The organism is Tsuneonella litorea (assembly GCF_025154015.1).
Taxonomy (GTDB): domain Bacteria; phylum Pseudomonadota; class Alphaproteobacteria; order Sphingomonadales; family Sphingomonadaceae; genus Tsuneonella; species Tsuneonella litorea.
The window spans coordinates 497,028-523,936 of sequence record NZ_JAOAMV010000001.1 but is presented as its reverse complement, the minus strand read 5'-3'; the positions used below and the strand labels follow the sequence as shown (position 1 = coordinate 523,936).

The window sequence follows — 26,909 nt, the reverse complement described above, 5'->3', positions numbered from 1 at the left end:
GGCGGCCGCGGGCAATGGGCCGCGATGGTCGTTGCAGCGCGGGCGCGGGCAAGCTATCATGGACCTGCCCGGCGGAGCGCCCGCCTCCGCCCGGTCCATCCGGTAACCGCGGGCAACGGGAGTGCATCGGCCGCACGTGCTGACGCGTTGGATTGTCGACAGTCTTCCGGCCCCGCGCCGGAATGCCAGCCTTCAGGCCGCGCCGCTCCCCGGTGCTCATCGCAAATCGTTCCGCACGCCGGAGGAAACTCCGCCCGAATGACGCGCGTTGGTGCCCTCGTGCCGTTGTCTTTCCCATCGAAGGAGCTTGTCCAACGCCTATGCAACAGGCGCATTCCCTGCCGGCCGCCGCCGGCGTTTCACCCGGAGGCCCGGTGACGCAATCCGATAAACCCGCAGATCGGCTCCACGCGCTCGTCCTCGCCCAGCTCGACGACGACCAGGCGCAGGACCTCGTCTCGATCCCGCTCGCCGGCAAGAGCTCGATCGCAGATCACATGGTGATTGCCTCGGGCCGCTCGACGCGGCAGGTCGCCGCGATGGCGCAGAAGCTTGCCGAGAAGGTCAAGGCCGAGGGGTTCGGGCCGGCCCGCGTCGAGGGTCTGCCCGCCGCCGACTGGGTGCTGATCGATGCCGGCGACGTCGTCGTCCACCTGTTCCGGCCCGAGGTGCGCAGCTTCTACAACCTCGAACGGATGTGGGGCTTCGGCGACGAGAAGGTCGCGGGCACCGGCACGGCCTAGGCCGGACGGCCAATGCGCGCGGGGTCGGCCTCGCGCCCGGCGCGTGAGGGCGCAGACACATGACCCAGCTGCACGTGATCGCGCGCGGGAAGATCGGCCGTTCGCCGGAGGCCGAGCTCGTGGCCCGCTACGAAAAGCGGCTGACCTGGCCGGTCAGGCTCACCGAATTGCCCGAGACCGGTGGCAGGGTGCCCGACGCGGTCACCCCCTGCCGCACAGTGCTGCTCGACGAACGGGGCGGGTCCCTGTCTTCCGAGGAATTCGCCGCGATCCTCGGCCGCTGGCGCGACGAAGGCGTGCGCGAGGCGCGCTTCGTGCTTGGCGCGGCCGACGGTCACTCCGACGCGGAGCGCGGCACAGCCGACCTGCTGCTGGCGATGGGCGGGATGACCTGGCCGCACCTGCTGGCCCGCGCGATGCTGATGGAGCAGCTCTACCGCGCGACCACGATCCTCGCGGGCCATCCCTATCATCGCAGCGGCTGATCGCGCTAGAAGGGGCCGATGACGCTGCGCTTCGCCCTGCCGGCCATGGCCGCTCTCGTGCTGGGTGCAAGCGCGTTCGCGCAGCTGGGCAGCGGATACCGCGACGCGGGCGAGACGCGGACCGCGCTCGCCGAGGCGCGCGCCCAGGCCCGTGCCGCGAGCGCACGGGCGAGCCGGCTCGAGGTCGAAGCCCGTGCGACCCGCGCCGCCGCCGAGAAGACCGCGCGCGAGGCCGCCGCGGTCGCCGCGCGCATCCAGCAGGCCGAGGCCCAGATCGCCGCGGCGCGGGCCCGCATCGCCCTTGCACGGAGCGAGCGGGCGCGGATCGAGCAGCGCCTGGCCGAGCGGCGCGGGCCGCTGGTCCGGCTGACCGCGGGCCTACAGAAACTCGCTCGCCGCCCGCTCGCGCTGGCGGTGCTGCGGCCGGGATCGCTGCGCGAGACGGTCCACCTGAGGGCAGTGCTGGAAACGACCCTGCCCGAAGTCCGCCGCCGGACCGCCGCGCTGCGCGGCGAACTGGGCCGCGTCCAGGCGGTCGAAGCCGAAGCGCGCGCCGCCTATGCCGCGCTGAGAGACGGTGAACGCGCGCTCGCCGATCGGCGCACCCGACTGGCCACCCTCGAGACGCGCCAGCGCCTCGCTTCCCGGCGGGTGGGCGGCGTCGCGGCGCGCGAGGCGGAACGGGCGCTGGCGCTGGCGGAGGAGGCGCGTGACCTCGACGCGCTCGTCGCACGGCTCGACGCCGCCGGAACGCTGCGACAGCAACTGGCTGCCTTGCCCGGCCCGCTGCTGCGCCCGCCGCGGCCCGGGGCGAGCGAGGTTCTCGCCGACGCGTCTCCGGCCGACGCCGCGCCGACCGCCCGCGCGCCCGCCTTCCAGCTACCGGTAAGCGGGCGCACCGTATCGGGTTTCGGTCAGCCGACCGGGACAGGCGGGCTGGCCAACGGCATCGCGCTCGCCCCCGCCGCAGGCGCCCTGGTCGTCGCTCCCGCCGCCGGCCGGGTCGCCTTCGCCGGGCCGTTTCGCGGGTTCGACCGGATCGTCATCGTCGAACACGCCGGCGGCTTCACCAGCCTCGTCACCGGCCTCGCGCGGGTCGACGTCGCGGTCGGCGATACCCTCGTCGCAGGGGCTACGCTCGGGGTGGCGGGCGCAGGCCGCCCGGTCGTGGGGTTCGAGCTTCGCCGGGCCGGAGAGCCGGTCAACCCGGTCGATTTCCTGCGCTGACCGCGCCGTGCGGCCCGGTCCCGCCGCGGGACGCCGCGATCGCGCGCGCCGCCTCATCTGGCGTTAACGCCCGCCGCGCGATACAAGCGGGCAAAGTCACTCGAGGATCGCCGTTACATGAAACTCGCCGCCATCGTCCGTTCCGCCGCCCTGGTCAGCGCGATCGCGCTGATACCCGCGACCACCGCGGGCCTCGCCCAGGTCGACGGCCGGGCGGGTCCCGAATTCGCCAAGCTGTTCGCGGTCTACCAGCGCATCAAGGCGAGCTATGTCGAGCCGGTCGAAGACGACAAGCTGATCCGCGGCGCGATCGACGGGATGCTCGCCAGTCTCGACCCGCACTCGGCCTATCTCGACGGCGGCGACCTCCAGCGGCTCGAGACGATGATCGACGGCAACTATTCGGGCCTCGGCCTGTCGGTCGTGATGGACGACGGCGCGGTGAAGGTCGTCTCGCCGTTCAAGGGCAGCCCGGCGGACAAGGTCGGGATCAAGGCCGGCGACTACATCACCCACCTCGACGGCAAGCTGATCTACGGCGGCGAGCTCGACGACGCGGTCGCCAAGATGCGCGGACCGGCGGGCTCGACCATCCGGCTGACGATCTTCCGCGCCGGCCGCGAGGAGCCCTTCGACGTGACCGTCACCCGCGGCGTGATCGAGCTCGAGCCGGTCACCCACAAGCTCGAGGCGGGGAACATCGGCTACATCTCGGTCAACGAGTTCAGCCGCGACGTGGGCGCCGACGTGCTCAAGTCGTGGAACGAGCTGAAGAAGCAGGCGGCGGGCCGGGTCAACGGCCTCGTCCTCGACCTGCGCCAGAACCCCGGCGGATCGCTCGACGAGGCGGTGGCGCTGTCCGACCTGTTCCTCGAGAAGGGACAGATCGTGTCGCAGCGCGGCCGGGCGAAGGGCGAATCTCTCGTCTACAATGCCGAGAGCGTGTTCCGCGGCGACATGGCCAAGGGCGTGCCGGTGATCGTGCTGATCGACGCCGGCTCGGCCTCGGCGAGCGAGATCGTCGCCGGCGCGCTGCAGGACCAGCGGCGGGCGGTCGTGATGGGCGAACGCAGCTTCGGCAAGGGCAGCGTCCAGACCCTGCTGCCGCTGGGCCGGACCGCGGCGCTCAAGCTGACGACGGCGCGCTATTACACCCCCTCGGGCCACTCGGTGCAGGAGGGCGGGATCACCCCCGACATCCAGGTGCCGCAGCTGTCCGATCCCGACCTCGCCAAGCGCGAGAAGTTCCGCCTGCGCGAATCCGACCTGCGCGGCCACCTCGTCAACGAGGCGGCGCTCAAGGACGAGGAACTCGAAAAGGACCGCAAGGACGATCCGCGGTTCCAGATGACGGCCGATCAGCTCAAGGAAAAGGGCATCGAGGATTTCCAGCTCACCTACGCCCTAGACACCTTGCGGCGGACGACGCCGAGCGCGATGGCCCGCCGCAACTGATGCCGACCCGTTCCGACAGGCTGGCACAGCGCCTGGCGCTGGCGGTTCCCGCCTTGCTGCTCGGCGGCGCGTACCTCGGCGAATACGGTTTCGGCCTCTACCCGTGCGAGATGTGCTGGTGGCAACGCTATCCGCATTTCGCGGCGGTCGGGCTCGCGCTGCTCTCGACGGTCGCCGCGCCGAAACGGATGTGGATCGCGCTGGCCGGGTTCGCGATCCTCGTTTCCGGGGGAATCGGGGCGTTTCACGCCGGGGTGGAATACGGCTGGTGGGAAGGCCTGACGGCCTGCAGCTCGCTTTCCTCGGGGGGCGGCGATCCGCTCGAGGCGATCATGAACGCGCCGCTGGTGCGCTGCGACGAGGTCCAGTGGAGCTTTTTCGGCATCTCGCTCGCAGGGTGGAACGCGTTGATCTCGACTGCTACCGCGCTTGCCATTCTCCGGCTGCTGGGGCTGCGCAGTGAAACCTGACACCAACCGAATGATCCGCGTCGACCAGGCCGGCGAGTACGGCGCGCAGCGGATCTACGCGGGCCAGCTCGCGGTGATGGGCGACCGCGCGCCCCATGCCGCCGAGATCGCCGGCATGGCCGAGCAGGAGCGCCGCCACCGCGAGGCTTTCGACGCACTGATGGCGGCGCGCGGGGTCCGCCCCAGCGCGCTCCAGCCGTTCTGGCACGTCGCCGGATATGCGCTGGGCGCGGGGACGGCCCTGCTCGGCCCCGAGGCGGCGATGGCCTGCACCGCGGCGGTCGAGGAAGAGATCGACCGACACTATTCGGCGCAGCTCGATGAACTTCGCGCCGACGGCGGCGATCCCGAACTGGCCGCGATGATCGAGGAATTCCGCGACGACGAGCGCGAGCACCGCGACGCCGCGCTGGCGGCCGGGGCCGAACGGGCCCCCGCCTACCCACTCCTCGCGGGCGCGATCCGCCTGGGCTGCCGCGTCGCGATCCGCCTGGCCGAGCGGATCTGAGGAACCTTGGCGCAGATCAATGCGCTTGGGATAAGCACTTCATAGGCAGTTCAGGCCCGCTATGGCCCGATGGCCCGGCATATTCGACGAGGACGACACGATGATCCGCCAGATTGCACTTCCCCTGCTTGCCGCCGCCGCGATGATCGCGATTCCCGCCGCGGCGCAGGATGCCGGCGGCGACAAGGTCCGCATGGTCATCCTCTACGGTGACGATCCCGCTCCCGAGGCGCAGGGCGACGAGATCGTGGTGGTCGCGCGGTTGCCCGAGAACGACCGCTACCGCATTCCCGAGGCGCTGCGCTTCAGCGACGACCCGGCCAACATGGCCTGGGCGCGCCGTGTCGAACGGCTCGACCTTATCGGCAAGTCCGGCACGATGTCGTGCTCGACCGTCGGCGCGGGCGGCTTCACCGGCTGCACCCAGCAGCTCATCGACGCCTATTTCGCCGACAAGCGCGAAAGCGCGAACGTGCGCTTTTCCGAACTCATCGCCGCCGCGCGGGCCGAACGCCTCGCGACGATCGATGACGAGGCGGCCGAGACGCAGGCACGGGTCGAGCAACTCGAGAAGCAGTACATGGAACGGCTCGAGAAGGAGCGCGCAGGCGCGCTGCCTGGAGAGGCCGATACGCCGCCCCCGCCGCCGGGCAACTAGCCCCCCGCCCGGTCCCTGCTTGAGGGAAAATTAACCAAATCCCGTCACTCATTGGAGGGCAAGGGATTTGGGGGGCTAAATGAACGCGACGATCGACCGCTTCGACGGTCTCCAGGTGACCGGGGCCGATCGGCCCGACGTTACCATCGTGATGCCCTGCCTGAACGAGTCGATCAGCCTGCCGCACTGCATCGGCCGGGCGCTCGAGACCCTCGCGCGGCTGCGGATCGAACTCGATCTCTCGGGCGAGATCGTGATCGCCGACAACGGTTCCACCGACGGCAGCCAGGCGCTCGCGACCGAGCTCGGCGCGCGCGTGGTGCCGGTCACCGACCGCGGCTACGGCGCGGCGCTGATCGGCGGCTGCCGCGGAGCGCTCGGCACCTACATCCTGATGGGCGACTGTGACGGCAGCTACGACTTCACCGAAGGCGTGGCGATGGTCGCCCAGCTCGTCGCGGGCCGCGACCTGTGCATGGGCAACCGGTTTCGCGGCGGGATCGCGCCGGGCGCGATGCCGTGGAAGAACCGCCACATCGGCAACCCCGCGCTCACCGGCATTCTCAACCTCTTCTTCCGCACCGGCATGGGCGATGCCCACTGCGGCCTGCGCGCGATCCGCAAGGATGCGTTCGAGCGGCTCAACCTCACCGGCAGCGGGATGGAATTCGCCAGCGAGATGGTCATCAAGGCCGCATTGCTGAAGCTCGACATGGCCGAGGTGCCAGCGACGCTTTCGCCCGACCTGCGCCAGCGCGCACCGCACCTGCGTCCGTGGCGCGACGGCTGGCGGCACCTGCGCTACCTCTTCATGCTGAGCCCGACGTGGGTCTTCGGCATTCCCGGCCTGCTCGCGCTGACACTTGCCGCGATCATCCTTGGCGGGGCGATGCTCCACTGGACTCACGTGTTCACCAGCGAGAGCTTCTTCGGAACGAGCTGGACGATCGTGGGCGGGTTCCTTGCCACGGGCGGTCACTTCGCGCTGCTGTGCGCGGCAGCCACCCATCTTCACGGGGTGCGCAGCGGCTACCGGCGGCTGCACCCGCTGCTCGCGCGGATCGGCCCGATGTTCACGCTCGAGACGATGCTCGTTCTCGGCGCCGGCCTGGTCCTGGCCTCGATCGTCGGGCTGGGCGCAATCGGTGCCAAGTGGATCGGCAGCGGCCTCGCCGCACTCGACAGCCAGCTGCCGCTGACCCTCGCGGTGATCACGGGCGCGATCGGGATGCAGACGCTGGTCGGCGGGTTCATGCTCGCGATCATCGCCGGCAACGACAACCGCTTCACGCCCTCTGCGCGGTAACCTGCCGTGACCGGCCGCCTCCTGACGGTCGTCATGCCGGTTCATGGCGGCGAGCGATGGCTCGGCGCGGCGCTCGACAGCCTGCCGGTCCGAGACCCGCGGCTCGCGGTAGTGATCCGCGATTCCACCCCTGCCGGCCCGTGCGCGGATCTGGTCGCGTCCTACGCCGACCGCCTGTCGATCGACTACGCGTGGTGGCCCGACGTGCCGAGCTGGACGCGCAAGACCAACCTCGGCGTAGCGGCCGCGTCTACCGACCACGTCTGCACCCTGCACCAGGACGACCTGTGGCTGGCCGGACGGATGGAGGCGTTCCTGCGCGATCTGGATACGGCGCCCGGCGCGCACCTGTTCCTGAGCGCCTCCCGCATCGTCGATGCCTGCGGCCGCCAGCTCGGTACCTGGTCGATCCCGGTGGCGCCCGGCCGTGTCGAGGGGCAAGCGCTGCATGACGCCCTGCTGGTGCAGAATACCGTGGCGATGCCGGCCCCGGTGTTCCGGCGCGACGCCTACCTGGCGGTCGGCGGGATGGACGAGGCGCTCTGGTATACCCCCGACTGGGACTTGTGGCTCAAGCTCGCCGCACGCGGCCCGGGGTTTTACGACCCGGTCCCGCGGACGGGTTTTCGCATCCATGGCGCGTCGCAGACGATGACCGGCAACCGGAGCGACCTCGAGGCGCAGCTGGCGGCAGTGCTCGACCGGCACTTGCCGCAGGAAAGCCCGCTCGACGCAATCTGCCGTGCCTCCGTGAGGGTCAATATCCTGCTGGCGCGCGCGGCCGCGGGCAATCCGCTCGACGTGCTGCGGGGCTTCGCCGAGATCGCCCGGCTCGGCCCGGTGGCGGCGCTGCGCTATTTGCACCTCTCGCGGCTCGCCCAGCGGGTCGTTCCGCGCGTGCGGGCGCGCCTTTCGGGCGCGCTGTAGACCCGTCCCCGCTAGTCGAGTGTCCTGCTGCAGCCCGTGCGGCGGGCGTATTCGACCAGCGCGGCGAAGCGCGGGCTGCGCCGTTCGCGACCGTCGCCCTGGACATCGGCGGGAACCGTGATGCCGAGACGGGCCAGTGCCGGCGCATCGGCAAACCGCACGCTGCCCAGCCGGCACAGCGTGGACACCTGGTCTTCGGAAAGAGCCTTGCTCGACAGCAGGATCGGCCGGTTGGTGAGGTCGGCGCGATTGCGCACCTGGTCGATCAGCGCCCGGTTGGAATCGGTATCGACGATCACAAAGTGCGCCTCCTGTCTGGCGAGCGCGCGGTAGACGCGCTCGTGCGGGGCGACGAACGCGTGCGCCGACCATGCGAGCCAGGGCAGGGAAACCAGCGCGGTCAGCGCCGCCGTGACCACAAGGAAGCCGGCCGCCTCGCCCGCGTCCTTTTCCTGCCAACGGGCGAACCCGTAACCCGACAGCAGGGCCAGGTTGCCGATCAGGCCGTGGACGTAGCGATAGCCCCAGCCGTGACCCTGGTACGGCAGCAGCACGAACATTGCCGCCAGAGTCAGCGCGAAGCCGGCGAACAGCGGCAGGGCGATGCCGCGGTTCTGCCGCACGTCAGGCCAGGCAAGCGCGACGAAGGGGACCATGAACAGCGGCATCCACGCGCTCAGCCGCAACAGGTTGTAGGCCATGTAGCCAAGCCCGCCGGCTGCCCGATCCGTGAAAAGCGGGAGGATGCGGCCCTCGACGAACGGCGCGACCCCGGCGGCCGATCCCGTCTGGGGGACGACGTCGACCATCGACGCGATGAGCGAGGGATAGGCGAACCAGAACAGCACCCCTGCGCCGTAGACGAGCGCATAGGCGCCGAAGAGCGCCCACCGGCGCCCGGCAAGCAGCGTCAGGATGAACGGCCCCGCGAACAGGGGGTGGAACACGACCTGGTGCAGTCCCATCGCGTAGAGCCCGACCGCCATCGCGAGCGCGTGCGCCCAGGGGCGGTTCCGCAGGAACAGCCACAGCCACACCACGTCGAACGCCAGGTGCGCGGTCATCGCGTAGGGCGTCATCGCCGCGACCAGGACCTGGGCCGACAGCACGAGCGTGGCGAGCGCGACCCAGGCGGCCCCGGCGCTGGGGCCGAACGTGCGGCGTGCGATGTCCCACAGCGCGACGACCGCGACGACGAGGAGAACCGGGTTGGTCAACTGGGGTTCGGCGATCCGGGCGAACAGCGTGCGCAGCAGGGCGTTGCCGGGCAGGTAGGTGGACACCAGCAGCGCGTTGCCGGGGATATCGAGCAGGAAATCGGGGATGAGCGCGCGCGCGAAGGGGCGCCAGAACGGGTCGAGCGGCTGCGCCAGCTTGCCGCTTTCGAAGATTTGCGCGTCGAACACCGCCATCTGCGTATCGCGGGCGACCTGGTAGTCGAACATAAGCCAGCGCGTGCCCAGCCAGGTCGCCAACCCGATTACGAGCGCGATCGCGCCCGCGTGCAGGGCGGTCGGCGGCGCAGGGTCGAACCGATATCGCACGGGCCGCAGCGCCAGGGCGACCAACGCCAGGCAGAGCAATGCGATGACCGGGGACCCCTGGGTGCGGAAATAGTGGGCCGACAGGCCTGGGTGCCGTGCGACCAGGAGCGCGCCGCCGAATATGCCCAGCGCGAGCGCGATCTTCAGCAGGAGACTTCGCTCGGCCGAAAGGTGCACGTTCCTCATCCCCCCGCGCGCCGCGCCTCATCCAGATCGGAATAGCGCGCCGCCGCCTGATGACCGCGACCCGGTTGTCCGTCTACAGGTGGGCGCAAGCCCGGGGACCCTCGACCGCATGCCGCCCGCAATATCCATCCTGATGCCGACCTACAACGGTGCGCTGTACCTGCGTGCCCAGCTGGATTCGATCGTCGCGCAGACGTTCGGCGACTGGGAACTGCTCGCCATCGACGACGGTTCGTCCGACGATACGGTCGCGATCCTGCGCGATTATGCCGAGCGGGACGCGCGCATCACGCTGGTGCCGTCGGAAGGCAACAAGCGGCAGAAGGCCCGCCTCGTCGAACTCCTGCGGCTGGCCCGGGGCAAATGGATCGCGATCTCCGACCAGGACGACGTCTGGGCGCCCGACAAGCTTGCGCGGCTGGTCGCCGCGATCGGCGACGCCGCGCTCGCGTTCGGCCGCTCGGACCTGATCGACAGCGAGGGCAGGCCTTTCGGCCGCGACCTCTTGCGGGTCCTGCGCTCGAGCCGGCGGCCCGACGACCGGCTGCTTACGGTCTTCCGCCCGCAGATATCCGGCCACGCGATGATCGCGGTGCGCGAAGTCATGCCCGAGGGCGTGTTCGATTCGGACGAACCGTTCGACTGGCTGATCGGTCTGCTTGCGGAATTCTCGCGCGGGGTGGTCTACGATCACGAGGCGGTGGTCCACCACCGGCTGCACGCGGCGAATTCGCACAACGACACGATCGCGATGCGGATAAACCCGTTCCTGCTCAGGCCGCGCCACTTCGCCATGTGGCTCGAACGGATCAACCGTTCGCGCGAGCGACTGATCGCGGCGATCGACCTGCTGGCCCACTCCGATGTGGTGCGGTCCGACGTGCGCGAGGCCTTCGGCCGGCTGCACGCCGTCAGCCGCTGCTGGGTGGCTTCGGGCGGGAGGAAGGACAGGACCCTCGTGCGCAAGGCTGTCCTGCGCGAGCTGCGGCCACTTGCCGGGTCATTGCAGGATTTCCGCCGCGCCGCGCGCAATGTCGATGTCGCGGTGCTCGGGGAATGGCACCCGAGGGTCCTGTTCAAGGCTTACAAGATCTATTCCTGAGCGCTCGTTGCACCGGCGACGGCCGCCAGGTCGCCGAACAGTGCGCGCGCTTCGGCCAGGAGCTTCCCGTCGTATCGGTAGGACAGCCGGTCGGGGTCGGGCGGGGGGGTCGGCCGGGCTACGGTAGTGATTGGCACCGGGTCGAGCGCGAACCCGCGCCCCCTCAGCCACCGGATCGCCGCATCTGCCTGCCCGACGAGATCGGTCACCACGAAGGTTTCGCCCAGCCGGATATGATCCAGCAGGCAGCGGTTATAGTGAACCCAGGCTCCGAGAAAGGCGTCATGGCTGCGATACCGGCCATCGCGCCACGAGCGGAAGCGATCCCGCAGGTTCGCGTTCTGCTTCACGAGCGCCCGGTCGCGCCGGTCGAGCGAGCGGACGACCTCGTCGAAGTGCCGGACCACCACGAGGCTTGTCGCTTGACGCAACACCTCGCGCCAGAGCGGCAGGAACAGGCAGGTGCGCGGGTCCTTCCAGCCGAACTGGGGCGGGCGGGTCGCTGCCAGAGCGATAGCCTGCCGGCGCGCGCGCGGGCTCACCGTGATCGCCGCGAACCGGTCGAACAGGAATGCGCGATCGTGGACGAACCGCAGGCCGTCTTCGGGCAGTCCGTTCTCGCGCAGGATCTCCTCGTGGAGCGCCAGGAACTGCAGGTCCTCGAAGTGGCCGTCGTCGTTGCCTTGCGAACCTGGCAGGAGGTCCGCACCGATGTCGAGGCCGCACTTCATCAGCCAATGCGCGGTCAGCGAGGTGAACGAGCGGTGCATCCCGAGGATCATCAGCGCGCTCATGGCGATCTCCGTCCGAGCGCCGCCACAGCGCCGAGAAGCGTGGGATCGAACCCGAACCGCCGCCGCACCGCGACGACCAGCGCGAGGTTCCACGCGGCTATCCCGCCCGCCATGCCGAGTGCAGCCCCGAGCGCGCCGAAGGCGGGGATCAGCGCGAGGCCGACCGCGACGTTGACCGCGAGGCCGAGCAGCTGGCCGGCAAGGGTCCATCCGCTGCGGTCGCTCATGATCAGCAGGGTCCCGACCGGTCCGCAGGCAGCGTTGAACACCTGCGCGGCTGCGATGAACCACAGAAGATGGGCGCCCTGCGCAAAGTCGCTGCCGAACACCCCGAGAAGCAGTGGGCCCGCCAGCGCGATGGCCAGCGCCACGCCGGCGGTCACTAGGACGGTGAGGATGGTGAACTTCACGGTCAGCGCGTGGATCTGTCCGATCTCGCCGCGTTGCCAGTGCCCGGCGACGAGCGGCGCGAACTGCATCAGCGCGGCCTGGACCGGCAGCATGATCAGCGGCGCGATGCGCACGACCGGCTGGAAGATCCCGGTTTCGAACGGCCCGGCGAGCCAGCCAAGCATCAGCGTACTCGCCTCGGCCTCGAGCAGTCCGGTAAGGCCGAGGCCGAGGAAGGGCAGCGCGGCGACCAGATGCGAACGCGCCCGCGCACCCCTTTCAGGCGCGGGCAGCGCCGAGAGCTCGTCGCGCCATAACAGGTATCCGAGAAGCAGGGCGGCGATCCACGTGCCGGCAATGGCGGTCCGGATGAAGGGCACCGGCCCGAAGGCTGTTCCGGTGACGAATGCGGCGGTCATCGCCGCGATCAGGATGCCTGGACGCACCAGGTCCCCGGGGACCTGCGCGAGCAACGCGCGGCCGAACCCTTGAGCGACGCCGCGCAGCAGGGCGATGATCGCCAGCGGCGGGATCAGCAGCCCGCACAGGGCGAGGACTTCGCGGTAGTCCCCGGCGATCCAGCTCGCCCGCCCGGCAAACCAAACGAATCCCGCCGCCGCGGCAATCGAGAGCAAGCCGACGACCGCCACCGAAACCGCGACGAACGAGGAAAGCCCCGCGGTATCGCCGGCGGCCCGGCGCGCAGCGATCTCGCGCACGGCAAGCGGTCCGAAACCCAGCAGGCAGACCGTCGCGATCACCGAGACGACCGACATCGCCCAGGCGACGCTGCCATATCCCGCGGCTCCCAGGAGGCGCGCGGCGAGGAGCGCCTGGCCAAAGGCCAGGCCGACCGCCCCGAGCTGGATCGCGATGCTCGCGCCCGTCGCGCGCGCGAACGGGGCGTTCAGCTGCCGAACGAGCGTTCCCAATTGCGATTTCGCTACCGACAAACGACCAGATCCATTATGGCGACTTCCTCCGGGGCGACCTTCGGCCGTATCCGAAGCGCGTAGCTACCAGCTTACGGTTAAACTTTGCCGTATGGCGGTTCTCAGGCGATACGCCGACCGCTCGGGTAATGTGCGATTTTCAGATCGCTCTTCGAAATGGTGTCGGGGCACCCGCAGATTATCGCGCGAGGAGTGGTCGCCACCAGTCCTCGTTCGCAAGGTACCAGTCGAGCGTTTGCGCAAGCCCGTCCTCAAACGAGCGTTCGGGGCCGTAGCCGAGTTCGTCGCGCGCTTTCGTTTCATCGATCGCGTAACGGCGGTCGTGGCCGGCGCGATCGGTGACGAAAGCTTTCAGCGAAGCGGTTGGCTCGCCGTGCGCCGCAGGGGCATCGGGAAAGCGCGAGGCAAGGTCGGGGTTGGTTGCGAATGCGACATCGACTGTGGCGCAGATACGGTCGATCACGGCCATGTTCGGCAATTCCTGCCCGCCGCCGATATTGTAGGTTTCTCCGATCCTTCCCGCTTCCAGGACGCGCTCGATCCCGCGGCAGTGATCTTCGACGTGCAACCAGTCCCGCACGTTCATCCCGTCGCCATAGATTGGCAGCGGCCGGCCATGCAGGCAATTGATTAGGAACAGCGGGATCAACTTCTCGGGAAACTGGTAGGGGCCGTAGTTGTTGGAGCAGTTGCTCGTCGTCACCGCCAACCCATAGGTATGGTGATAGGCCCGCACGAGATGATCGGATGCCGCCTTCGACGCCGAATAGGGTGAGTTGGGGGCGTAGGGGGTAGTCTCGCTGAACGCCGGATCGTCCGGCCCCAGGGAGCCATAGACCTCGTCTGTGGAGACATGGTGGAACCTATGCGGGCGGCCACCACCTGCATCGAGCCACACTTTGCGCGCAGCCTTGAGCAGGCTGTGGGTGCCCACCACGTTGGTATCGATGAACGCATCGGGCCCGCTGATCGAACGATCGACATGGCTCTCGGCAGCGAAGTGGACAAGCGTGTCAATCGAGCGACTCTCGAGCAAGTCCTCCACCAATGCGGTGTTCCGAATGTCGCCGACGACGAGATCCACCCCGTCGAGCCCATCGAGGTTCGCGGGGTTCCCGGCGTATGTAAGAAGGTCGAGCACATCGACGGTGTCGTCTGGATGCGCGGCACGCCAGTAGCGGACGAAATTGGCTCCGATGAAGCCGGCGCCGCCGGTTACGAGAAGATGGGCCACATGGCCTCCCTAGATATCGAAGGTGGGGACATCCGACAGCGACAAGCCCGCTTGGTCCTTGGCCGACAACTGGGGTGCGATGTCGTCTAGCCGGTCGAGCGGCCAGTCGATGCCGACGGCAGGATCGTTCCACGCGAGGCAGTGCTCGTGTTCAGGCGCGTAGGGGGTGGTGCACTTGTAAAGGAACTCGGTTCCGTCCGCGAGCGCAAGGAAACCGTGCGCGAACCCTTGAGGGACCCACAGCATTCGCTTGTTCTTCGCCGTGAGTTCGAGCCCGTACCACTGGCCGAATGTCGGCGAAGAGCGGCGCAGATCGACAATCGCGTCCCATACTGCTCCCGCGACCACTCGCACGAGCTTGCCCTGCGCCTCGGGCTGCTGGAAATGCATTCCCCGCAAGACGCCCTTTTGCGAGCGCGAGTGATTGTCCTGCACAAACGAGGGCGGCAGGCCCGCTGCTTCGAACGCGGAGGCATTCCAGCTCTCGAAGAAGAAACCACGCTCGTCGCCGAACACTCGCGGTTCGATCACCGCTGCTCCGGCCAATGGTGTGGGGATCACTTCCACTTATCGCTCCGGTCGAGCAGCTTGACCAAGTATTCACCATAACCCGATTTGCGAAGCGGTTCGGCCAGGGCGGCAAGCGCCTCGTCGTCGATGAATCCCATGCGCCAGGCGAGTTCCTCGACACAGCAGATTTTCAGCCCCTGCCGTTCCTCGGTGATGCGTACGTAGTTGGCGGCATCAATCAGCGAGGCATGTGTCCCAGTGTCGAGCCAGGCGTAGCCGCGCCCCATCATCTCTACCCGGAGTGCCCCTGCCTCGAGATAATGGCGGTTGAGATCGGTTATTTCGAATTCGCCGCGCGCTGACGGGGTGAGGTTGGCGGCAAGCTCGACCGCGCGGCCGTCGTAGAAGTAGAGCCCGGTCACCGCGTAGTTCGATCTGGGCTGAGCGGGCTTTTCCTCGATTGTCTCGGCTCGGCCGTCAGCGTCAAATGAGACGACGCCGTACGCGGTGGGATCCTCGACGTGGTAGCCGAACACCGTTGCGCCCTCGCTGCGCGCTGCCGCACGGGCAAGAAGATCGGTCAGACCGTGCCCGTAAAAGAGGTTGTCGCCCAGCACGAGCGTCGATGGGTTGGTCCCAACGAACTCCGCTCCGATATGATAGGCTTGCGCGAGGCCGCCAGGCTCAGGCTGGACGCCGTAGGATATCTTCATCCCCAGTTCGCTGCCATCGCCAAGCAGCGTTTCGAAGTCAGGTCGGTCATGCGGAGTGGTGATGACCATGACCTCGCGGATGCCGCTCATTATCAGCACCGAGAGCGGATAGTGGATCATCGGCTTGTCGTAGACCGGCATCAATTGCTTCGAGACCGCTTTAGTCAGCGGATAGAGGCGGGTGCCCGAACCTCCGGCCAGAATGATGCCCTTGCGGTTCATGCGGCGGTCTTCGGATTGCGGCGTCTCATTGGACCTCGTCGAGTCTTGAATCGCATGTCGAACTCGCTCATCGAGTGTTACCCTAATCACTTTGTCGAGATGACTGGTCCGTTGCTGCTATTGCAGTCATTTTTCGGCCAGGCAACGTGCCCGCGACCGGTTCTTCACCCTTCATGACGCAATCCGGAGGTTATTGCCTTGCAGTGACCTTGGCAGGGATTCGCCGTCAATCCAGTGCTCTTCTGAAGTCGAGTGCAGAGATCTCACCCCTCACTAGATTCCCATTACATAAGACTTCTAGACGGCGCGAAATGCGCGGCTTATTAAGATTCTTCTCCTGGCCGGGACGCTTCCCGAGACGATCAAGCTGTTCCCGCTGGTGCACGCGCTCGACGCCGATCCGCGCTTCGACGGGCGCATCTGCGTGTCCGGGCAGCACCGTGGGATGCTCGACCAGGTGCTGAAGATTGGCAGGGTGAGACTCGATCACGACCTCGAGTTGATGCGGCCCGAGCAGACGCTCGCTGCTTTGACGGCGATCCTGCTGACCGGGATCAGCAGCGTATTCGACGAGTAGCGGCCTGAGGGGGACGAGGGTGGCAGCGCGAAATTGGTCGGCATCGATGCCGACCGCACCGCCGAACTGCTGGCGGAGTGTCACACCCTGTAATAGTCGCGATACCAGGCCACGAAGCGCCGCACGCCCTCGCGGTATCCGGTCTCTGGCTTGTAGCCGGTCAGCCGCTTGAGCAGGTCGGCATTGGCCCAGGTCGCGGGCACGTCGCCCTTCTGCATCGGCAGGTAGTTGCGCACCGCCTCGCGTCCGCATTCGGCCTCGATTGCCTCGATGAAGTCGAGCAGGCGGATCTTCTCGCTGTTGCCGATGTTCACCACGCGGAAGGGGGCAACGGGGCTGAGGCTGTCGCCCGGCTCGATCTCTTCGGCGGTCTCGGGCGGTACCGGCGGGGCATCGATCAGCAGCCGGATCGCGCGCACAAGGTCGGTTACGTAGGTGAAGTCGCGGTACATCTCGCCGTTGTTGTAGATGTCGATCGGCTCGCCGTTCAGGATTCCCCTGGTGAACTTGAACAGCGCCATGTCCGGGCGGCCCCACGGCCCGTAGACGGTGAAGAAGCGGAACATCGTCGTCGGAATGCCCCACAGGTGGGCATAGCTGTGCGCCATCGACTCGTTCGCCTTCTTGGTCGCGGCGTAGAGCGTCATCTGCGTCTCGACCCGTTCCAGTTCGTCGAACGGCATGTCCTCGTTGGCGCCGTACACGCTGCTGGTGCTTGCCATCAGCAGGTGGTCGACCACCAGCTCGCGCGCGCACTCCATGACGTTGAAGGTGCCGACGATGTTCGCGTCGATGTAGGCGCGCGGGTTCTCGAGGCTGTAGCGGACCCCTGCCTGCGCCGCGAGGTGGACAATCACGTCCGGCTCTTCGGTCAGCATTAGCGCGTGCAGGCCCTCGAAGTCCTCGAGCATCCCGATGTGGGCCGAAAAGTGCTGGTTCTGCAGTAGCATCTGGTGCCGCCGCTCCTTGATGCGGACGTCGTAGTAGTCGGTCATCCCGTCGAAACCGACGACCCGGAATCCCTCGTCGAGGAGATGTTGCGACAGGTGGAAGCCGATGAAGCCCGCGCTGCCGGTGACGAAGATGGTACGCATCTGGAAATCCTGACGGGAGGGCCGAACGTGGCGGCCGGCTCTAGGTTGGCGACTTGCCGTTGGCAACGGCGCGGCGATGCGGATTGAAGAAGGAGCGCGTCGCTGTCACGCCGGCAGCCGCCCACCTTTACGGCCAAAAGGCGCTCACCTGTCGCCCGCCTGGACCGCCTCCTCGATCACCTCGAGCAGCCTCGAGGCCAACGCGTTGCGGTCGAAATCCGGTGCGGCGCCGCGTGACTGGCGAGCCAGGGTATCGCGAAGGGCAGGATCGGACACCAGCGCGCTCATCCGTGCGACCAGGTCGGCAGCATCTTCGGGTGCGAAGGCCATCCCGCTGCCCGTTTGCTCGATGATCTCCAGCGCCTCGCCCTTCACCCCCATCAGCATGGGAATGCCCATACCCATGCACTCGAATATCTTCGATGGGATCACGGTTGTGAACAGCGGATCATCCTTTAGGTGCACGATCGAAAAATCGAGCAGCGACCAGTATCTCGCGATGTCTTGCTTGCTCACTGCACCCACGAAGCGGACGTTGGATATCCCGCGCTTCGCGGCCGATGCCTCCAGCTCCCTCCGGTGCGCGCCGTCGCCGACGAACAGGAGCACCAGATCGGACAGGGCGGGATCCGATTGAGCGATCTCCGCCGCATCGAGCAGGGTACACAGACCGTGGGCCATGCCATGCGTGCCGACGTAGCCGCCGACCGTTTTCCCCTCCAAGGCGAGCTTGCGGACCAATTCGCCATCGCGCGGACGGGGTGCATAGCGAGACAGGTCGACACCGTTGGTGACCACCGAAATCTTGCCCCCATCGATACCGCGTTCCTGGAGTACGCGCTTGAAGGCATGGGTGACGGTCACGATCCGATCGGCACCGCGGTAGAGGAAAATCTCGAGCCGTTCGGCGAGGCGGATCAGCAGTGAATCGTTCATCGCGCCCACGGTTTTGACCGATTCCGGCCATAAGTCGCGCAACTCGAGAATCCACGGCACGCGTTTGACCTTCGCCGCGAACCATGCGGCAGGCAGGGTGAAAAACTGCGGCGAAGTTCCGATCACGATATCGGGTCGACGCTGAAAAGGGGCGATCAGCGCGGCCATGAACATGAAGCTGAAATAGTCGATCAGCCGCAACGTAAACCCGCTGTTCGAACTCATGAAAGTCCACACGCGGGTCACTTCGATGCCGTCTATCGTCTCGCGCTGAAGGAACCGGTTGCGATATCCGGGGAAGACCTTGCCGGTCGGAAAGTTTGGTGCGCAGGTTATGACCTGCACCTGGTGTCCCGCACGTACCCAGCGCACCGCGTGCTCGTAGGTCCTGCTGGCCGGAGCATTGGTCTCCGGGGGAAAGTTGTCGGTGAAGAAAAGAATACGCATCAGTTCCACCGCCACTGGATCACGGCCTCTCCTTTCGTCAACCGGACGTCGATCGCGCTGGTCGCAAGCCGCACCCCAAAACGCTGCGCATAAAAGGCCGGTTCGCGGCCCTCACTTCCCGTCGGGACGTCATAGAGAATGCCTTCAGGCAGCTCCTTCGAGACATCCGGATAAAGGATGTTACGCGCTACGGCCGGTATTTCGGGGAACATCAAGTCGCGAATCTCGAGCTCGTTCGCGCGCATGGTCCATGTGCGGTGGTGGACCGGCTTGCGTGGCAACCTGCGGTATCCATCGTGAGCGGCCGAAAGGCTCAACCCATCGGCGGTTCGGGTCAACTTGACATCCATTGGGCGCGCCCGGCGGGCGACCCGGAAACCGCCCCAAACTTCCGAGCTGTTGACTTCGGCAACGACGGTGCTGTGCGCCGATGTCCCGCGCTCGTGCAGCCTGATGGGACCGGTTCCATAGCAAGACGTGCCCCCATTGACGACGATCCGCCGTCGACCGACCGACAGCTCGTAAGAAAGGGTGTCGGCATGACCGTGGCCGGGCAGGTAACTCGGGCCGATCTGCGCCACATCGCAGAACGCGACCGCTCCTGACCCTTCGAGCCGCACGTAGCCACTTTCGGCGAGATGAATCGCCGTCGCCCCACGGCCTTCGATCCGCTCCCCAACCGTGAGCTGCGCGATACCGAGACGAACGGCGTAAGCTTTAAGCTCGGCCAGCCCCGAAGCGATGCCGATGGCGCAATCGTTGAAATGCGGCGGATCGCCGTCGGGATGGGTCATTACAGCCAACCAGCCAAGCATTCGTCCGGCGGTCCGGGAAATATCCTCGACCAGCGAACGAGGCAGGCGTCCGGGGAACACCCGGTCCAGTGCGACCAGGTCGAGCAGGTCGGCCAGGAAGATCGCGTGATACATCGGACTGAGTTCGAAATTCCCGCCGTCGGACAGAACCTGCTCGCGCACTTCCCTGCCCAGCCGTTCGAGCCCGAGCGCCAGCCACCGATCCGCTGTTTCGCCCGAGAAATAGGAACCTGCGAACACAAGCGCCTTCAGGTTGGAGAACAGGTGATTGCCAAGGATATGGGTCTCGAGGTTGCGAGCCAGCCAACCCGCTTGGTTGGCTAGACTGCGGCGCGCCTCGTCGCCAAGCTCGCTTCCGGCCATGTCCCACATGATCCAGTTTACCATGCGAAGCGATGTCGGGTATGGTGCCCAGCCAGCCCCTTCGACCGGCGGATTCTCGCGGATCCACCGTGCGATCAGAGCGCTGTGCCAGGGCCTGCGGTCCAACGAACCCGCGCGACGCAGGTCGTCGAAATAGTGCAGGTTGTACACCCAAAGAGCGCTCTTGTTCTGATCGTTCCACCCGTTCGCCAGCGTTCCCGTTTCGCCGACGAATTCGAACGAATCGGGGCCGTTCATCACCGCAGGCAGAGCGGGCCCGGGCACGAGAGAGCCTGTCTTTTGCCGAACCGGAAGTGGCTCTACCGGCGAAAAGGCCGGCTTCGATAAGCGGCGCTGTACCTGGCCGAGAACCTGCTCCGCCCGAAGATACCGGATCGTATGGAAATATCGCGCGAGAGGCTGCACGGCGCGCCTAGCGCAGCTGCGCGGCCAGGTTGATGGTCGTGCGCGAAACCTCGATCAACTCGTCGAGTGGAATTGGCCATCCGTCTTCACCTCGCACCGCCGAAATGAAACGTGCGGCACAGGCCGCCTGGCCCTTGTCCTGCCGCAACGAAGACCTGTTGGCTGCCCTGGGCATCCCGAAGCCCCTGAGCTTCCTGAAGTTATCCAGCTGAAGGACACCGCCCCCGACGAACACCTCGAGGCGCTCCTTCGGCAAGCCCTTGTTGCCGTTCGCGAAGTAATGGACCGTGCCGATCGAACCATCGGCGAACTTCAGGGTAAGGGTGGCGGTGTCGGGACGCGCGGCATCCATGCCGGTCGCGCGAGCTTCGACGATCGGTGCTCCTGCAAGGTGCCGCAACAGGTCGAGGAAGTGGCACGCCTCGCCAAGGATGCGCCCGCCACCCACTTCCGGGTCGAGGGTCCAATGCCCGGGCGGAACGGCACCCGCGTTGACCGTCATCGTCATGGCCTTGGGCTGCAGGAAGCGCGCCAGCTCGCTATGCATGGCCTCGACGAGCGGAGCGAACCGCCGGTTAAAGCCCACGGTGAGGATCGGTGCCTCGGCGCGGCCCGCATAGAAAGCCTCGATCGCGTCGAGATCGTCGTGGCTCATCGCAAGCGGCTTTTCTACGAAGACGTTCTTGCCGGCTTCCAGCGCGCGCAGCGCCAGGTCGGCGTGCGAGTCATGGCGCGTCGCGATCACCACGCTGTCGGCTTCGGGATCGGCGATCAGCGCGAAGGTCTCGGTCCCTGCCATCCTGAAGCCGTGCTTGTCCGCAAGCTGCCGCGCGGACAGGCCGCCGCCAGAACCGATCGCGTTCATCGTTGCCCCGGCTTTCGCGAAAGCGGGCACGAGCACTGCACTGGCGTAGTTGCCGGCCCCGATAACATTTAGCACGCCCGCCCCGGCCTGGTTGATTGGAGGGGCCGGGGATGCAGGCGACAGGATTTCGGTCGCGATGCGATCTGCCACCGGGGCAGGGTATTCAAGAATGACGCCCATCGAAGGCTCGGTGCCGCCGATCAACTCGTAGGCCTTGTCCGCTTCGTCGATCAAGAAGCGGTGCGTACGCAGGGGGGCGCAGTCGATCTTATTCGCTGCCATCATGTCGAGCACTGCCACAAAGTTTCGTTGCTCGGTCCAACGCACGAAGCCCGGCGGATAGTCGCGGCCCTTGTCCTCGTACTCGGGATCGTAGCGACCCGGCCCGTACGAGCAGGACACCTGGAAACTCAGCTCCTTCTCGAAGAAGTCGGCCCGCGAAAGGTTTAGCCCTGCAACGCCGACGAGAACGATACGGCCGCGCTTGCGGCTCATGCGTGCGGCGTCGGTCACTGGTCCATCGCTCTGCGTTGCGGCGGTTATCAATACCGCATCGACCCCGTCGCCGCGACTGAACGCCATTGCCGCGGATACGGGGTCACCGCCTTCGTCGATCTGCACGGCTTCGGCGCCAAATTCGCGCGCCAGTTCCACGCGCCGGCGATCGAAATCGAACCCGATGACGCGGCACCCGTTGGCGGCCAGCAACTGGACAGCAAGCTGCCCGATCAGGCCGAGCCCGATTACCGCCACGCTCTCACCCAGCGTCGGCGCAGCGAGACGAATGCCCTGAAGCGCAATCGCGCCGACGACGGTGAATATCGCGTCGTCATCGCTGACCGCGTCGGGAATTTTCGCGCAAAGATTGACCGGCACCGACACGAGTTCGGCGTGCTTGCCGTTGCTGGCCACACGGTCGCCTACGGCGAACCCGACTACCTCGCTGCCCACCGCCTCGACCACGCCGACATTGCAGTATCCGGGGGCGAGCGGTTGATCGAGCTTGTTGCGAACGGTCTCGACCGTCGCGGCGAGCCCGTCGGTCTTCGCCTTCTCGATCACCATGCGAACCTTGTCGGGCTGCTGGCGCGCCTTCTGGATCCAATTCCCCCGGCCGAAGTCGAGCATCATCCGCTCGGTCCCTGCAGAGATCAGCGAGCAAGTCGTAGCGATGCGTACCTGGCCTTTGCCGCAGCGGGGTGCTGGCACGTCGAGCACGTCGATCTTGCCGGTCTTGAGGCTCTGGGTAACCTGCTTCATGTGTTTGTCGCCCGCGGAGCCTAAAGGCTCCAGTAGAGGATATCGGCCGGAAGATCAGTGGGGTCGAGCGCCGATTTCACGTCAAGAAGCACGCCGCCGGTCTTCAGACGGCCTATCAAGCCTTTCCTGTCATCAAGGTAATGCCGATGGTTCACTGCCAGCACCAGCACGTTGAGATCGCGCAACTCGGCCTCGTCGCTCAAGGTCAGGCCGTATTCGTGCTGCGCTTCGCTGCCGTCGGCAAAGGGATCGTTGATGAGCGGGTCGATCCCGAACTCGCGAAACTCGGCGACTATGTCGGGGACCTTCGAATTACGCAGGTCGGGCACGTTTTCCTTGAAGGTCAGTCCGAAGATGCCGACTCTGGCACCGCTTAGCTCGTGGCCTTGCGACAGCAGCAGCTTTACGCCCTTGCGCGCAATTTCGCCGCCCATCGAATCGTTGATCCTTCGTCCGGCGAGGATCACCTCTGGGCGATAGCCGAGCCGTTCGGCGGCGCTCGTCAGGTAATAGGGGTCAACCCCGATGCAATGCCCGCCGACAAGCCCCGGCGAGAACTTGAGAAAATTCCACTTGGTGCCGGCCGCTTCGAGCACATCGCGGGTGCGCAAGCCCATCCGATCGAATATGAGCGCGATCTCGTTCATCAATGCGATGTTGATGTCGCGCTGGGTATTCTCGATAACTTTGGCGGCTTCGGCGACCTTGATGGAGGGGGCCACGTAAAGGCCGGCCTCGATGATCGAACCATAGACATCGATTACCCGCTCCAGCGCGGACGGCGTGTCGGCAGCGACGATCTTGGTGATCGTCTCGAGCCTATGCTCCTTGTCGCCCGGGTTTATGCGTTCGGGCGAATAGCCTAGAAAGAAGTCCTCGCCGGCCTTGAGGCCCGAACCGGCCTCGAGCAGCGGCCCGCACTCGTCTTCGGTCACGCCCGGATAAACGGTTGACTCAAAGACCACCACCGCATTCCGGGTAAGGTGGGGCGCGACAAGTTGGCAAGCGGAACGGATCGGGCCGAGATCCGGTCGGCGTTCGCAGTCGATTGGCGTCGGAACAGTAATGATGAAAAACGTGCCGTTCGACAGCGCGGCCTCGTCGCCAGTGATCTCGAGCGAGCAAGCCTGAAGTTGTCCGTCGTCGATCTCGCCGGTCCAATCCGTTCCGGAGCGCAACGAATCCACCCGTTGCTTGGACACGTCGAATCCGACTACGCCTTCGTGCTTGCCGGCCAGCGCCACCGCCAAGGGCAGGCCTACGTAGCCCAGCCCCAGGATGACTATCTTCTCACGAATCGCCATTAGTCCTACCTGTTGTTCTGCAAATGGGCGTCGGCGTTTGCCGGTCTTCGAACCCAAGCCCTGTCGTCCCACGCATCCAAACCCTTCCGGCGCGGCAAAACCCGGCAATTTGTCGTTACTCGGGGCGGGTTTGTGCCCCTATCAGATCGCGATCCCCGTGCAAGTGGCGGCTCGAGCCAGTCGTCTTTCTCAAGAAGGCGCCCTCATCGCCGCCGCTGACGACTATGACGATCGCCCACGGCGACGGACGATGACGACCTCGCGCGATGCCGCGCCGCGCTGTGAACAAGCCACGGCAGCGAGGGGCGGGAGGCTGACCGCTCCGCATCTGAAGCTTGCCTAGGCGGACTTGCGGAACACGATCTCATGGCAGCCGAGGCTTGTTGCCCGCGTACCCCGCACGTGCTCGAAGCCTGCGGTCTCGAGGAAATGCACCAGCGCTTCGTACGTCGCGAACTCGAAGGGAAAGCCCCCGATCCAGTCGATCAGGTCGTGGCTGAAGTTCATGCCCCGTTGCTTGCGATAATCGATGAGCGGCCGAATCGCGATCATTGGCTTCAGCTTGAGGGTGTACTTGAGAATGTTGAAGGCATTCGCGGCAAGGCCCACCGTCCAGGCGAACGCCGTGGCGAGTGGGCCCGGAAGCGAATTGTAAAACTTCTTGATGAGCCACCAAAGATGCGATTTCCATCCTTGGTCGTTATAGATAGCCAGATAGAACAGCCCGCTCGGCCGGACCATCGACGCCGCGTTCTGGATGCCAGTCCACATCTCGCCGGTGTGATGAAGCACGCCCCAGCTGTAGACCACGTCAAAGGTGCCAAGGGTGCGGAGGTGATCGCTGTCGAGGGCAGAGCCTTCCGCGACAGTCCATTGGGCATCATCGGGAAAGAAGCGGTCGCGCAAACTTCTGGTGCACCATACCGAACTGGGATCGAAATCGATCGAATGAACTTCCGCGCCCAGACGCCGCGCGGCGAGCGAGAACAGCCCACTGCCCGAACCGATGTCGATCATGCGCTTGCCGGCGAGGCTGTCGGTCCCGAGCATCGCGACTAACGACTTCTCGGCTTGCGTGACCCGATCCTCGTCGAGCAGGCCAAGGAAATCTTTCCAGTTGTCGCCGAAACCGAAACGCTCGCCGGAGAGGCGTTCCTCTGCGAATTTTGTTGCGGACATGCGCCGATCCCAATTGGCTGCGGATGAAATGCGCAGCTGGAAAAAATTCACGGTCTGATGCGCAGAAGCGACCTATTCGCGCAAGAGCGCACTCTAGATTGGGTCGGGCCCTCGTGAGGACCGCGCCTCGCGCCAGCGCGGCGATGCAACCGCGAACACTTATCGTCAAAAATCACCGCGTGTCATTAAGACACGCGACCCAAAGGGCGGTCCCAACTAGCATGGTGCCTGTCCTAAGGTTGTCCCGTGATGCGATCAACGTCCGGGCTGATCCGCCATTACCTGGAAAAATGACCGGGCGACGACGGAGCCCTGTCCTTGGACGATCGCTGCTCCCCCGGCAGGACAACCAAGTGAAGCGCGAAAAGTCCCATCAGCCAAATCGTTCGACCGTGAGCCAGCGAGAAAGTAACGGAGACGTGGCGATGACCTACGGGGCGGCGCCGCGATCAGCCACACGGCGGTGGCCGTGTGCTATGCGGTGTTCTGGCTCTTCCCCATTGAGCAAGCTGAGATATCGCCGTGCAAGCGCGATCCCTTGGTGCTGCCGATGCCATTCGGCCACCTCCCTCCCTATTCGCGCGAGCGATCCGCGGTCGTGCGAGAGAAGAATTTGGGCGATTTGATCAGGCCCGGCCACCTCGAAGTAGGCCGGCAACGACATGCCGGGCCAGTTGTAGTCATGAGGGCGCCCTACCTGGTGCAGTATTGGTTTGCCGAGGGAGATCAATTCCCACCCGGTCCCTCCCCAGATCATGCTCATGAACGCGTCCGCTCCGACGTCGGCCGCACGAGCGATGGCCAGGAGTTCGAGGCGTCTCATAGCCGGGAGCCAGACGACCTGCTCGTCGATGCCCAATTGTGCGCAAAGCCGCTTCGTTGCGTCAACATCCGGTCCGTACTCAAGCAGCACCAATACGGCGCTGTCGTCGCCGGAAAGTCCCACGTATCGGGCGAATCCCTCGACCAGCCAGTCGTTCTTTTTGCCCCCTGGCGGATAAGCTCCGCCGAGCTGCGTCAGCCATCGGTGCTGCGTCTGCGAAAAGACCGCAATAGAAGCTTTTCGCATCCGTTCGACCGCGGACCGCGCCAGGTCACCGAGTTCGGCTTCGTCGAGCGCCTCGTCGTCGTATTTGACCACGATCGGCATGGCCACGGTATCGAGGCCTAGACGCCGGTAGGTCGCAGTCGCCTTAGGGCTCTGATTTGCAGTTACGATTTCGCCCACACTGGTTAGTAGCGCCCGTTCCATCATTTTCTTCCGTGTCCACCGGAAGGTTGCTGAGACCGGACGTTTCCAGTTCGGTACGAATTCCGCGATGTGTTCCACACCCTCCCCATAGGGTACGAAGACATCGAGCCGCTTTTTCATGCGCCAAAAGAGTACGGGTGCTATTCCGTTGCCCAGGAACGCGTCGAAACCTTTGAGCGCCTCGTTCACTCCCGCAAGGCTTCCGAACATGCCATCTAGTCCGCCATTGGAAACAGGTAATTGGTGTATGTAGGAGCGCCATTTTTCCCAGCGCGTCGTGTCCAACTGAGGCAAAAAATGACACAGCTCGTTGTTATAAAGGAACAGATATGCGTCGGCCCCCAAATCGCGGAGGTATCGCAACAGCGCGAAGTTGCTGTTGTTCATGTTGCCGATGAGGGCTATCCGGCAGGCGCGGGTCATGTCCACGGTTATGCGTTACGGGTCAACGATCGAGTCGGCGAGCCCCCCACGCGAGCGCCCGCGGCAATGTCATTGAGTACCAAAGAGTTGGCTCCCACAACAGCTCCATCGCCGATAGTCACGCCCTTCGCGACGACCGTGTTCGGACCGATGTAGCAGTTGTCACCTATTCGCGTCGGGGCGCGCACCGGGGCAGCCTTGCCGCCGCTGGTTGCCCATTCGACCGTATCGTGCGTGTAGATCTGGACTCCGGCGGAAATCGCACAATTTTCACCGATGGTGAGCCCGCCAGAGCCGTCGAGAATTGTAAACGGCCCAATCCACGTGTTCCGGCCTACCGAGACATCCCCGAATACATGCGCGGTGTCGTAGATTGACGTGCCTTTGCCGAACCCCAGTCTCGCGGCTTTATCCCAGCGATCGACGACATAGTCGCCGAAAGGCAGAGTACGCGCGAACTGCGCGTCGACCTGATCGCGCCTGTCTTTCCAGAAAGCTGCTAGGAGTTCGAGCATGTTCACCCCGACTGGTTAATCCGCCT

25 protein-coding genes are annotated in these 26,909 nt (G+C 65.9%); 11 read left to right on the top strand and 14 right to left on the bottom strand.

The genetic code is table 11. The annotated features are described in order from the left end of the window. Window positions 1–320 precede the first annotated feature (320 nt). The 9 genes from rsfS (at window position 321) to N0B51_RS02340 (ending at window position 7,779) form a co-directional block, all read left to right on the top strand. The gene (gene rsfS, locus N0B51_RS02380; protein ID WP_259960578.1) at window positions 321–743 is read left to right on the top strand and encodes a ribosome silencing factor; all 423 of its coding nucleotides are present in this window, start codon (window positions 321–323) and stop codon (window positions 741–743) included. A gap of 59 nt (window positions 744–802) precedes the next feature. Then, the gene (locus tag N0B51_RS02375; protein WP_259960577.1) at window positions 803–1,228 is read left to right on the top strand and encodes a 23S rRNA (pseudouridine(1915)-N(3))-methyltransferase RlmH; all 426 of its coding nucleotides are present in this window, start codon (window positions 803–805) and stop codon (window positions 1,226–1,228) included. Window positions 1,229–1,246: 18 nt separating this feature from the next. Beyond that, entirely contained in the window at window positions 1,247–2,455 is a 1,209-nt protein-coding gene (locus N0B51_RS02370; protein WP_259960576.1) for a murein hydrolase activator EnvC family protein, read from the top strand. 117 nt (window positions 2,456–2,572) lie between these two features. Next, window positions 2,573–3,910, top strand: coding sequence for a S41 family peptidase (locus tag N0B51_RS02365; RefSeq protein ID WP_259960575.1), 1,338 nt, complete (start codon window positions 2,573–2,575; stop codon window positions 3,908–3,910). After that, entirely contained in the window at window positions 3,910–4,380 is a 471-nt protein-coding gene (locus N0B51_RS02360) for a disulfide bond formation protein B (protein WP_259960574.1), read from the top strand. Before N0B51_RS02365 ends, N0B51_RS02360 begins: the two co-directional genes overlap by 1 nt. Before the next feature lie 10 nt (window positions 4,381–4,390). Next, on the top strand, window positions 4,391–4,888 hold the full coding sequence (locus N0B51_RS02355; RefSeq protein ID WP_259960802.1) for a demethoxyubiquinone hydroxylase family protein: 498 nt from the start codon (window positions 4,391–4,393) through the stop codon (window positions 4,886–4,888). 61 nt (window positions 4,889–4,949) lie between these two features. After that, window positions 4,950–5,546, top strand: coding sequence for a hypothetical protein (locus N0B51_RS02350; RefSeq protein ID WP_259960573.1), 597 nt, complete (start codon window positions 4,950–4,952; stop codon window positions 5,544–5,546). A gap of 79 nt (window positions 5,547–5,625) precedes the next feature. Continuing rightward, entirely contained in the window at window positions 5,626–6,852 is a 1,227-nt protein-coding gene (locus N0B51_RS02345) for a glycosyltransferase family 2 protein (RefSeq protein ID WP_259960572.1), read from the top strand. 6 nt (window positions 6,853–6,858) lie between these two features. After that, entirely contained in the window at window positions 6,859–7,779 is a 921-nt protein-coding gene (locus tag N0B51_RS02340) for a glycosyltransferase family protein (RefSeq protein ID WP_259960571.1), read from the top strand. 11 nt (window positions 7,780–7,790) lie between these two features. Here the strand turns inward: N0B51_RS02340 and N0B51_RS02335 are convergent, their stop codons facing one another. Next, window positions 7,791–9,509 carry a hypothetical protein gene (locus N0B51_RS02335; protein WP_259960570.1) on the bottom strand — a complete coding sequence of 573 codons (1,719 nt, stop codon included), beginning with the start codon at window positions 9,507–9,509 and terminating at the stop codon, window positions 7,791–7,793. Between N0B51_RS02335 and N0B51_RS02330 the strand changes: the two genes are divergently transcribed. Continuing rightward, the gene (locus N0B51_RS02330) at window positions 9,445–10,611 is read left to right on the top strand and encodes a glycosyltransferase (RefSeq protein WP_311201818.1); all 1,167 of its coding nucleotides are present in this window, start codon (window positions 9,445–9,447) and stop codon (window positions 10,609–10,611) included. The two genes, N0B51_RS02335 and N0B51_RS02330, sit on opposite strands and share 65 nt — an antisense overlap. Here the strand turns inward: N0B51_RS02330 and N0B51_RS02325 are convergent. The 5 genes from N0B51_RS02325 to rfbA form a co-directional block, all read right to left on the bottom strand. Further along, a complete protein-coding gene (locus N0B51_RS02325) occupies window positions 10,602–11,405 on the bottom strand; it encodes a sulfotransferase family protein (RefSeq protein ID WP_259960568.1) in 804 nt (267 codons plus the stop codon). The genes N0B51_RS02330 and N0B51_RS02325 overlap by 10 nt on opposite strands. Continuing rightward, window positions 11,402–12,727, bottom strand: coding sequence for a lipopolysaccharide biosynthesis protein (locus N0B51_RS02320; RefSeq protein WP_259960567.1), 1,326 nt, complete (start codon window positions 12,725–12,727; stop codon window positions 11,402–11,404). Before N0B51_RS02320 ends, N0B51_RS02325 begins: the two co-directional genes overlap by 4 nt. 199 nt (window positions 12,728–12,926) lie before the next feature. Then, window positions 12,927–13,982 carry a dTDP-glucose 4,6-dehydratase gene (gene rfbB / locus N0B51_RS02315; RefSeq protein ID WP_259960566.1) on the bottom strand — a complete coding sequence of 352 codons (1,056 nt, stop codon included), beginning with the start codon at window positions 13,980–13,982 and terminating at the stop codon, window positions 12,927–12,929. A gap of 9 nt (window positions 13,983–13,991) precedes the next feature. Continuing rightward, the gene (gene rfbC / locus N0B51_RS02310) at window positions 13,992–14,549 is read right to left on the bottom strand and encodes a dTDP-4-dehydrorhamnose 3,5-epimerase (protein ID WP_259960565.1); all 558 of its coding nucleotides are present in this window, start codon (window positions 14,547–14,549) and stop codon (window positions 13,992–13,994) included. Beyond that, entirely contained in the window at window positions 14,540–15,427 is an 888-nt protein-coding gene (gene rfbA, locus N0B51_RS02305) for a glucose-1-phosphate thymidylyltransferase RfbA (RefSeq protein WP_259960564.1), read from the bottom strand. Before rfbA ends, rfbC begins: the two co-directional genes overlap by 10 nt. 379 nt (window positions 15,428–15,806) lie before the next feature. Here rfbA and N0B51_RS02300 point away from each other — a divergent pair, with 379 nt between their 5' ends. Continuing rightward, a complete protein-coding gene (locus tag N0B51_RS02300; protein ID WP_375545914.1) occupies window positions 15,807–16,004 on the top strand; it encodes a UDP-N-acetylglucosamine 2-epimerase in 198 nt (65 codons plus the stop codon). Between the two features lie 80 nt (window positions 16,005–16,084). Here N0B51_RS02300 and N0B51_RS02295 read toward each other — a convergent pair whose 3' ends face one another. The 8 genes from N0B51_RS02295 to N0B51_RS02260 all read right to left on the bottom strand — a co-directional run bounded on the left by N0B51_RS02295 (window position 16,085) and on the right by N0B51_RS02260 (window position 26,883). Then, window positions 16,085–17,098, bottom strand: coding sequence for an NAD-dependent epimerase/dehydratase family protein (locus N0B51_RS02295; RefSeq protein ID WP_259960563.1), 1,014 nt, complete (start codon window positions 17,096–17,098; stop codon window positions 16,085–16,087). 144 nt (window positions 17,099–17,242) lie between these two features. Then, window positions 17,243–18,481, bottom strand: coding sequence for a glycosyltransferase family 4 protein (locus N0B51_RS02290; protein ID WP_259960562.1), 1,239 nt, complete (start codon window positions 18,479–18,481; stop codon window positions 17,243–17,245). Continuing rightward, the gene (locus N0B51_RS02285) at window positions 18,481–19,917 is read right to left on the bottom strand and encodes a heparinase II/III family protein (RefSeq protein ID WP_259960561.1); all 1,437 of its coding nucleotides are present in this window, start codon (window positions 19,915–19,917) and stop codon (window positions 18,481–18,483) included. The genes N0B51_RS02290 and N0B51_RS02285 overlap by 1 nt, the downstream gene beginning before the upstream one ends. Window positions 19,918–20,092: 175 nt before the next feature. Beyond that, entirely contained in the window at window positions 20,093–22,210 is a 2,118-nt protein-coding gene (locus tag N0B51_RS02280) for a bi-domain-containing oxidoreductase (RefSeq protein ID WP_259960560.1), read from the bottom strand. Between the two features lie 20 nt (window positions 22,211–22,230). Then, the gene (locus N0B51_RS02275) at window positions 22,231–23,571 is read right to left on the bottom strand and encodes a nucleotide sugar dehydrogenase (RefSeq protein ID WP_259960559.1); all 1,341 of its coding nucleotides are present in this window, start codon (window positions 23,569–23,571) and stop codon (window positions 22,231–22,233) included. A gap of 282 nt (window positions 23,572–23,853) precedes the next feature. Then, window positions 23,854–24,693, bottom strand: coding sequence for a class I SAM-dependent methyltransferase (locus tag N0B51_RS02270; protein ID WP_259960558.1), 840 nt, complete (start codon window positions 24,691–24,693; stop codon window positions 23,854–23,856). 430 nt (window positions 24,694–25,123) lie between these two features. Then, a complete protein-coding gene (locus N0B51_RS02265; RefSeq protein ID WP_259960557.1) occupies window positions 25,124–26,374 on the bottom strand; it encodes a hypothetical protein in 1,251 nt (416 codons plus the stop codon). A gap of 2 nt (window positions 26,375–26,376) precedes the next feature. Beyond that, window positions 26,377–26,883, bottom strand: coding sequence for an acyltransferase (locus N0B51_RS02260; RefSeq protein ID WP_259960801.1), 507 nt, complete (start codon window positions 26,881–26,883; stop codon window positions 26,377–26,379). Between the last annotated feature and the right edge of the window lie 26 nt (window positions 26,884–26,909).

What these genes read in the sequence shown, in the direction of transcription:
- rsfS (WP_259960578.1), top strand. Translation starts at nt 321, where the DNA reads ATGCAACAGGCGCATTCCCTGCCGGCCGCCGCCGGCGTTTCACCCGGA.
- N0B51_RS02375 (WP_259960577.1), top strand. Translation starts at nt 803, where the DNA reads ATGACCCAGCTGCACGTGATCGCGCGCGGGAAGATCGGCCGTTCGCCG.
- N0B51_RS02370 (WP_259960576.1), top strand. Translation starts at nt 1,247, where the DNA reads ATGACGCTGCGCTTCGCCCTGCCGGCCATGGCCGCTCTCGTGCTGGGT.
- N0B51_RS02365 (WP_259960575.1), top strand. Translation starts at nt 2,573, where the DNA reads ATGAAACTCGCCGCCATCGTCCGTTCCGCCGCCCTGGTCAGCGCGATC.
- N0B51_RS02360 (WP_259960574.1), top strand. Translation starts at nt 3,910, where the DNA reads ATGCCGACCCGTTCCGACAGGCTGGCACAGCGCCTGGCGCTGGCGGTT.
- N0B51_RS02355 (WP_259960802.1), top strand. Translation starts at nt 4,391, where the DNA reads ATGATCCGCGTCGACCAGGCCGGCGAGTACGGCGCGCAGCGGATCTAC.
- N0B51_RS02350 (WP_259960573.1), top strand. Translation starts at nt 4,950, where the DNA reads ATGGCCCGATGGCCCGGCATATTCGACGAGGACGACACGATGATCCGC.
- N0B51_RS02345 (WP_259960572.1), top strand. Translation starts at nt 5,626, where the DNA reads ATGAACGCGACGATCGACCGCTTCGACGGTCTCCAGGTGACCGGGGCC.
- N0B51_RS02330 (WP_311201818.1), top strand. Translation starts at nt 9,445, where the DNA reads ATGCCCAGCGCGAGCGCGATCTTCAGCAGGAGACTTCGCTCGGCCGAA.
- N0B51_RS02335 (WP_259960570.1), bottom strand. Translation starts at nt 9,509, where the DNA reads ATGAGGAACGTGCACCTTTCGGCCGAGCGAAGTCTCCTGCTGAAGATC.
- N0B51_RS02325 (WP_259960568.1), bottom strand. Translation starts at nt 11,405, where the DNA reads ATGAGCGCGCTGATGATCCTCGGGATGCACCGCTCGTTCACCTCGCTG.
- rfbA (WP_259960564.1), bottom strand. Translation starts at nt 15,427, where the DNA reads ATGAACCGCAAGGGCATCATTCTGGCCGGAGGTTCGGGCACCCGCCTC.
- N0B51_RS02295 (WP_259960563.1), bottom strand. Translation starts at nt 17,098, where the DNA reads ATGCGTACCATCTTCGTCACCGGCAGCGCGGGCTTCATCGGCTTCCAC.
- N0B51_RS02290 (WP_259960562.1), bottom strand. Translation starts at nt 18,481, where the DNA reads ATGCGTATTCTTTTCTTCACCGACAACTTTCCCCCGGAGACCAATGCT.
- N0B51_RS02285 (WP_259960561.1), bottom strand. Translation starts at nt 19,917, where the DNA reads ATGAACGGCCCCGATTCGTTCGAATTCGTCGGCGAAACGGGAACGCTG.
- N0B51_RS02280 (WP_259960560.1), bottom strand. Translation starts at nt 22,210, where the DNA reads ATGAAGCAGGTTACCCAGAGCCTCAAGACCGGCAAGATCGACGTGCTC.
- N0B51_RS02270 (WP_259960558.1), bottom strand. Translation starts at nt 24,693, where the DNA reads ATGTCCGCAACAAAATTCGCAGAGGAACGCCTCTCCGGCGAGCGTTTC.
- N0B51_RS02260 (WP_259960801.1), bottom strand. Translation starts at nt 26,883, where the DNA reads ATGCTCGAACTCCTAGCAGCTTTCTGGAAAGACAGGCGCGATCAGGTC.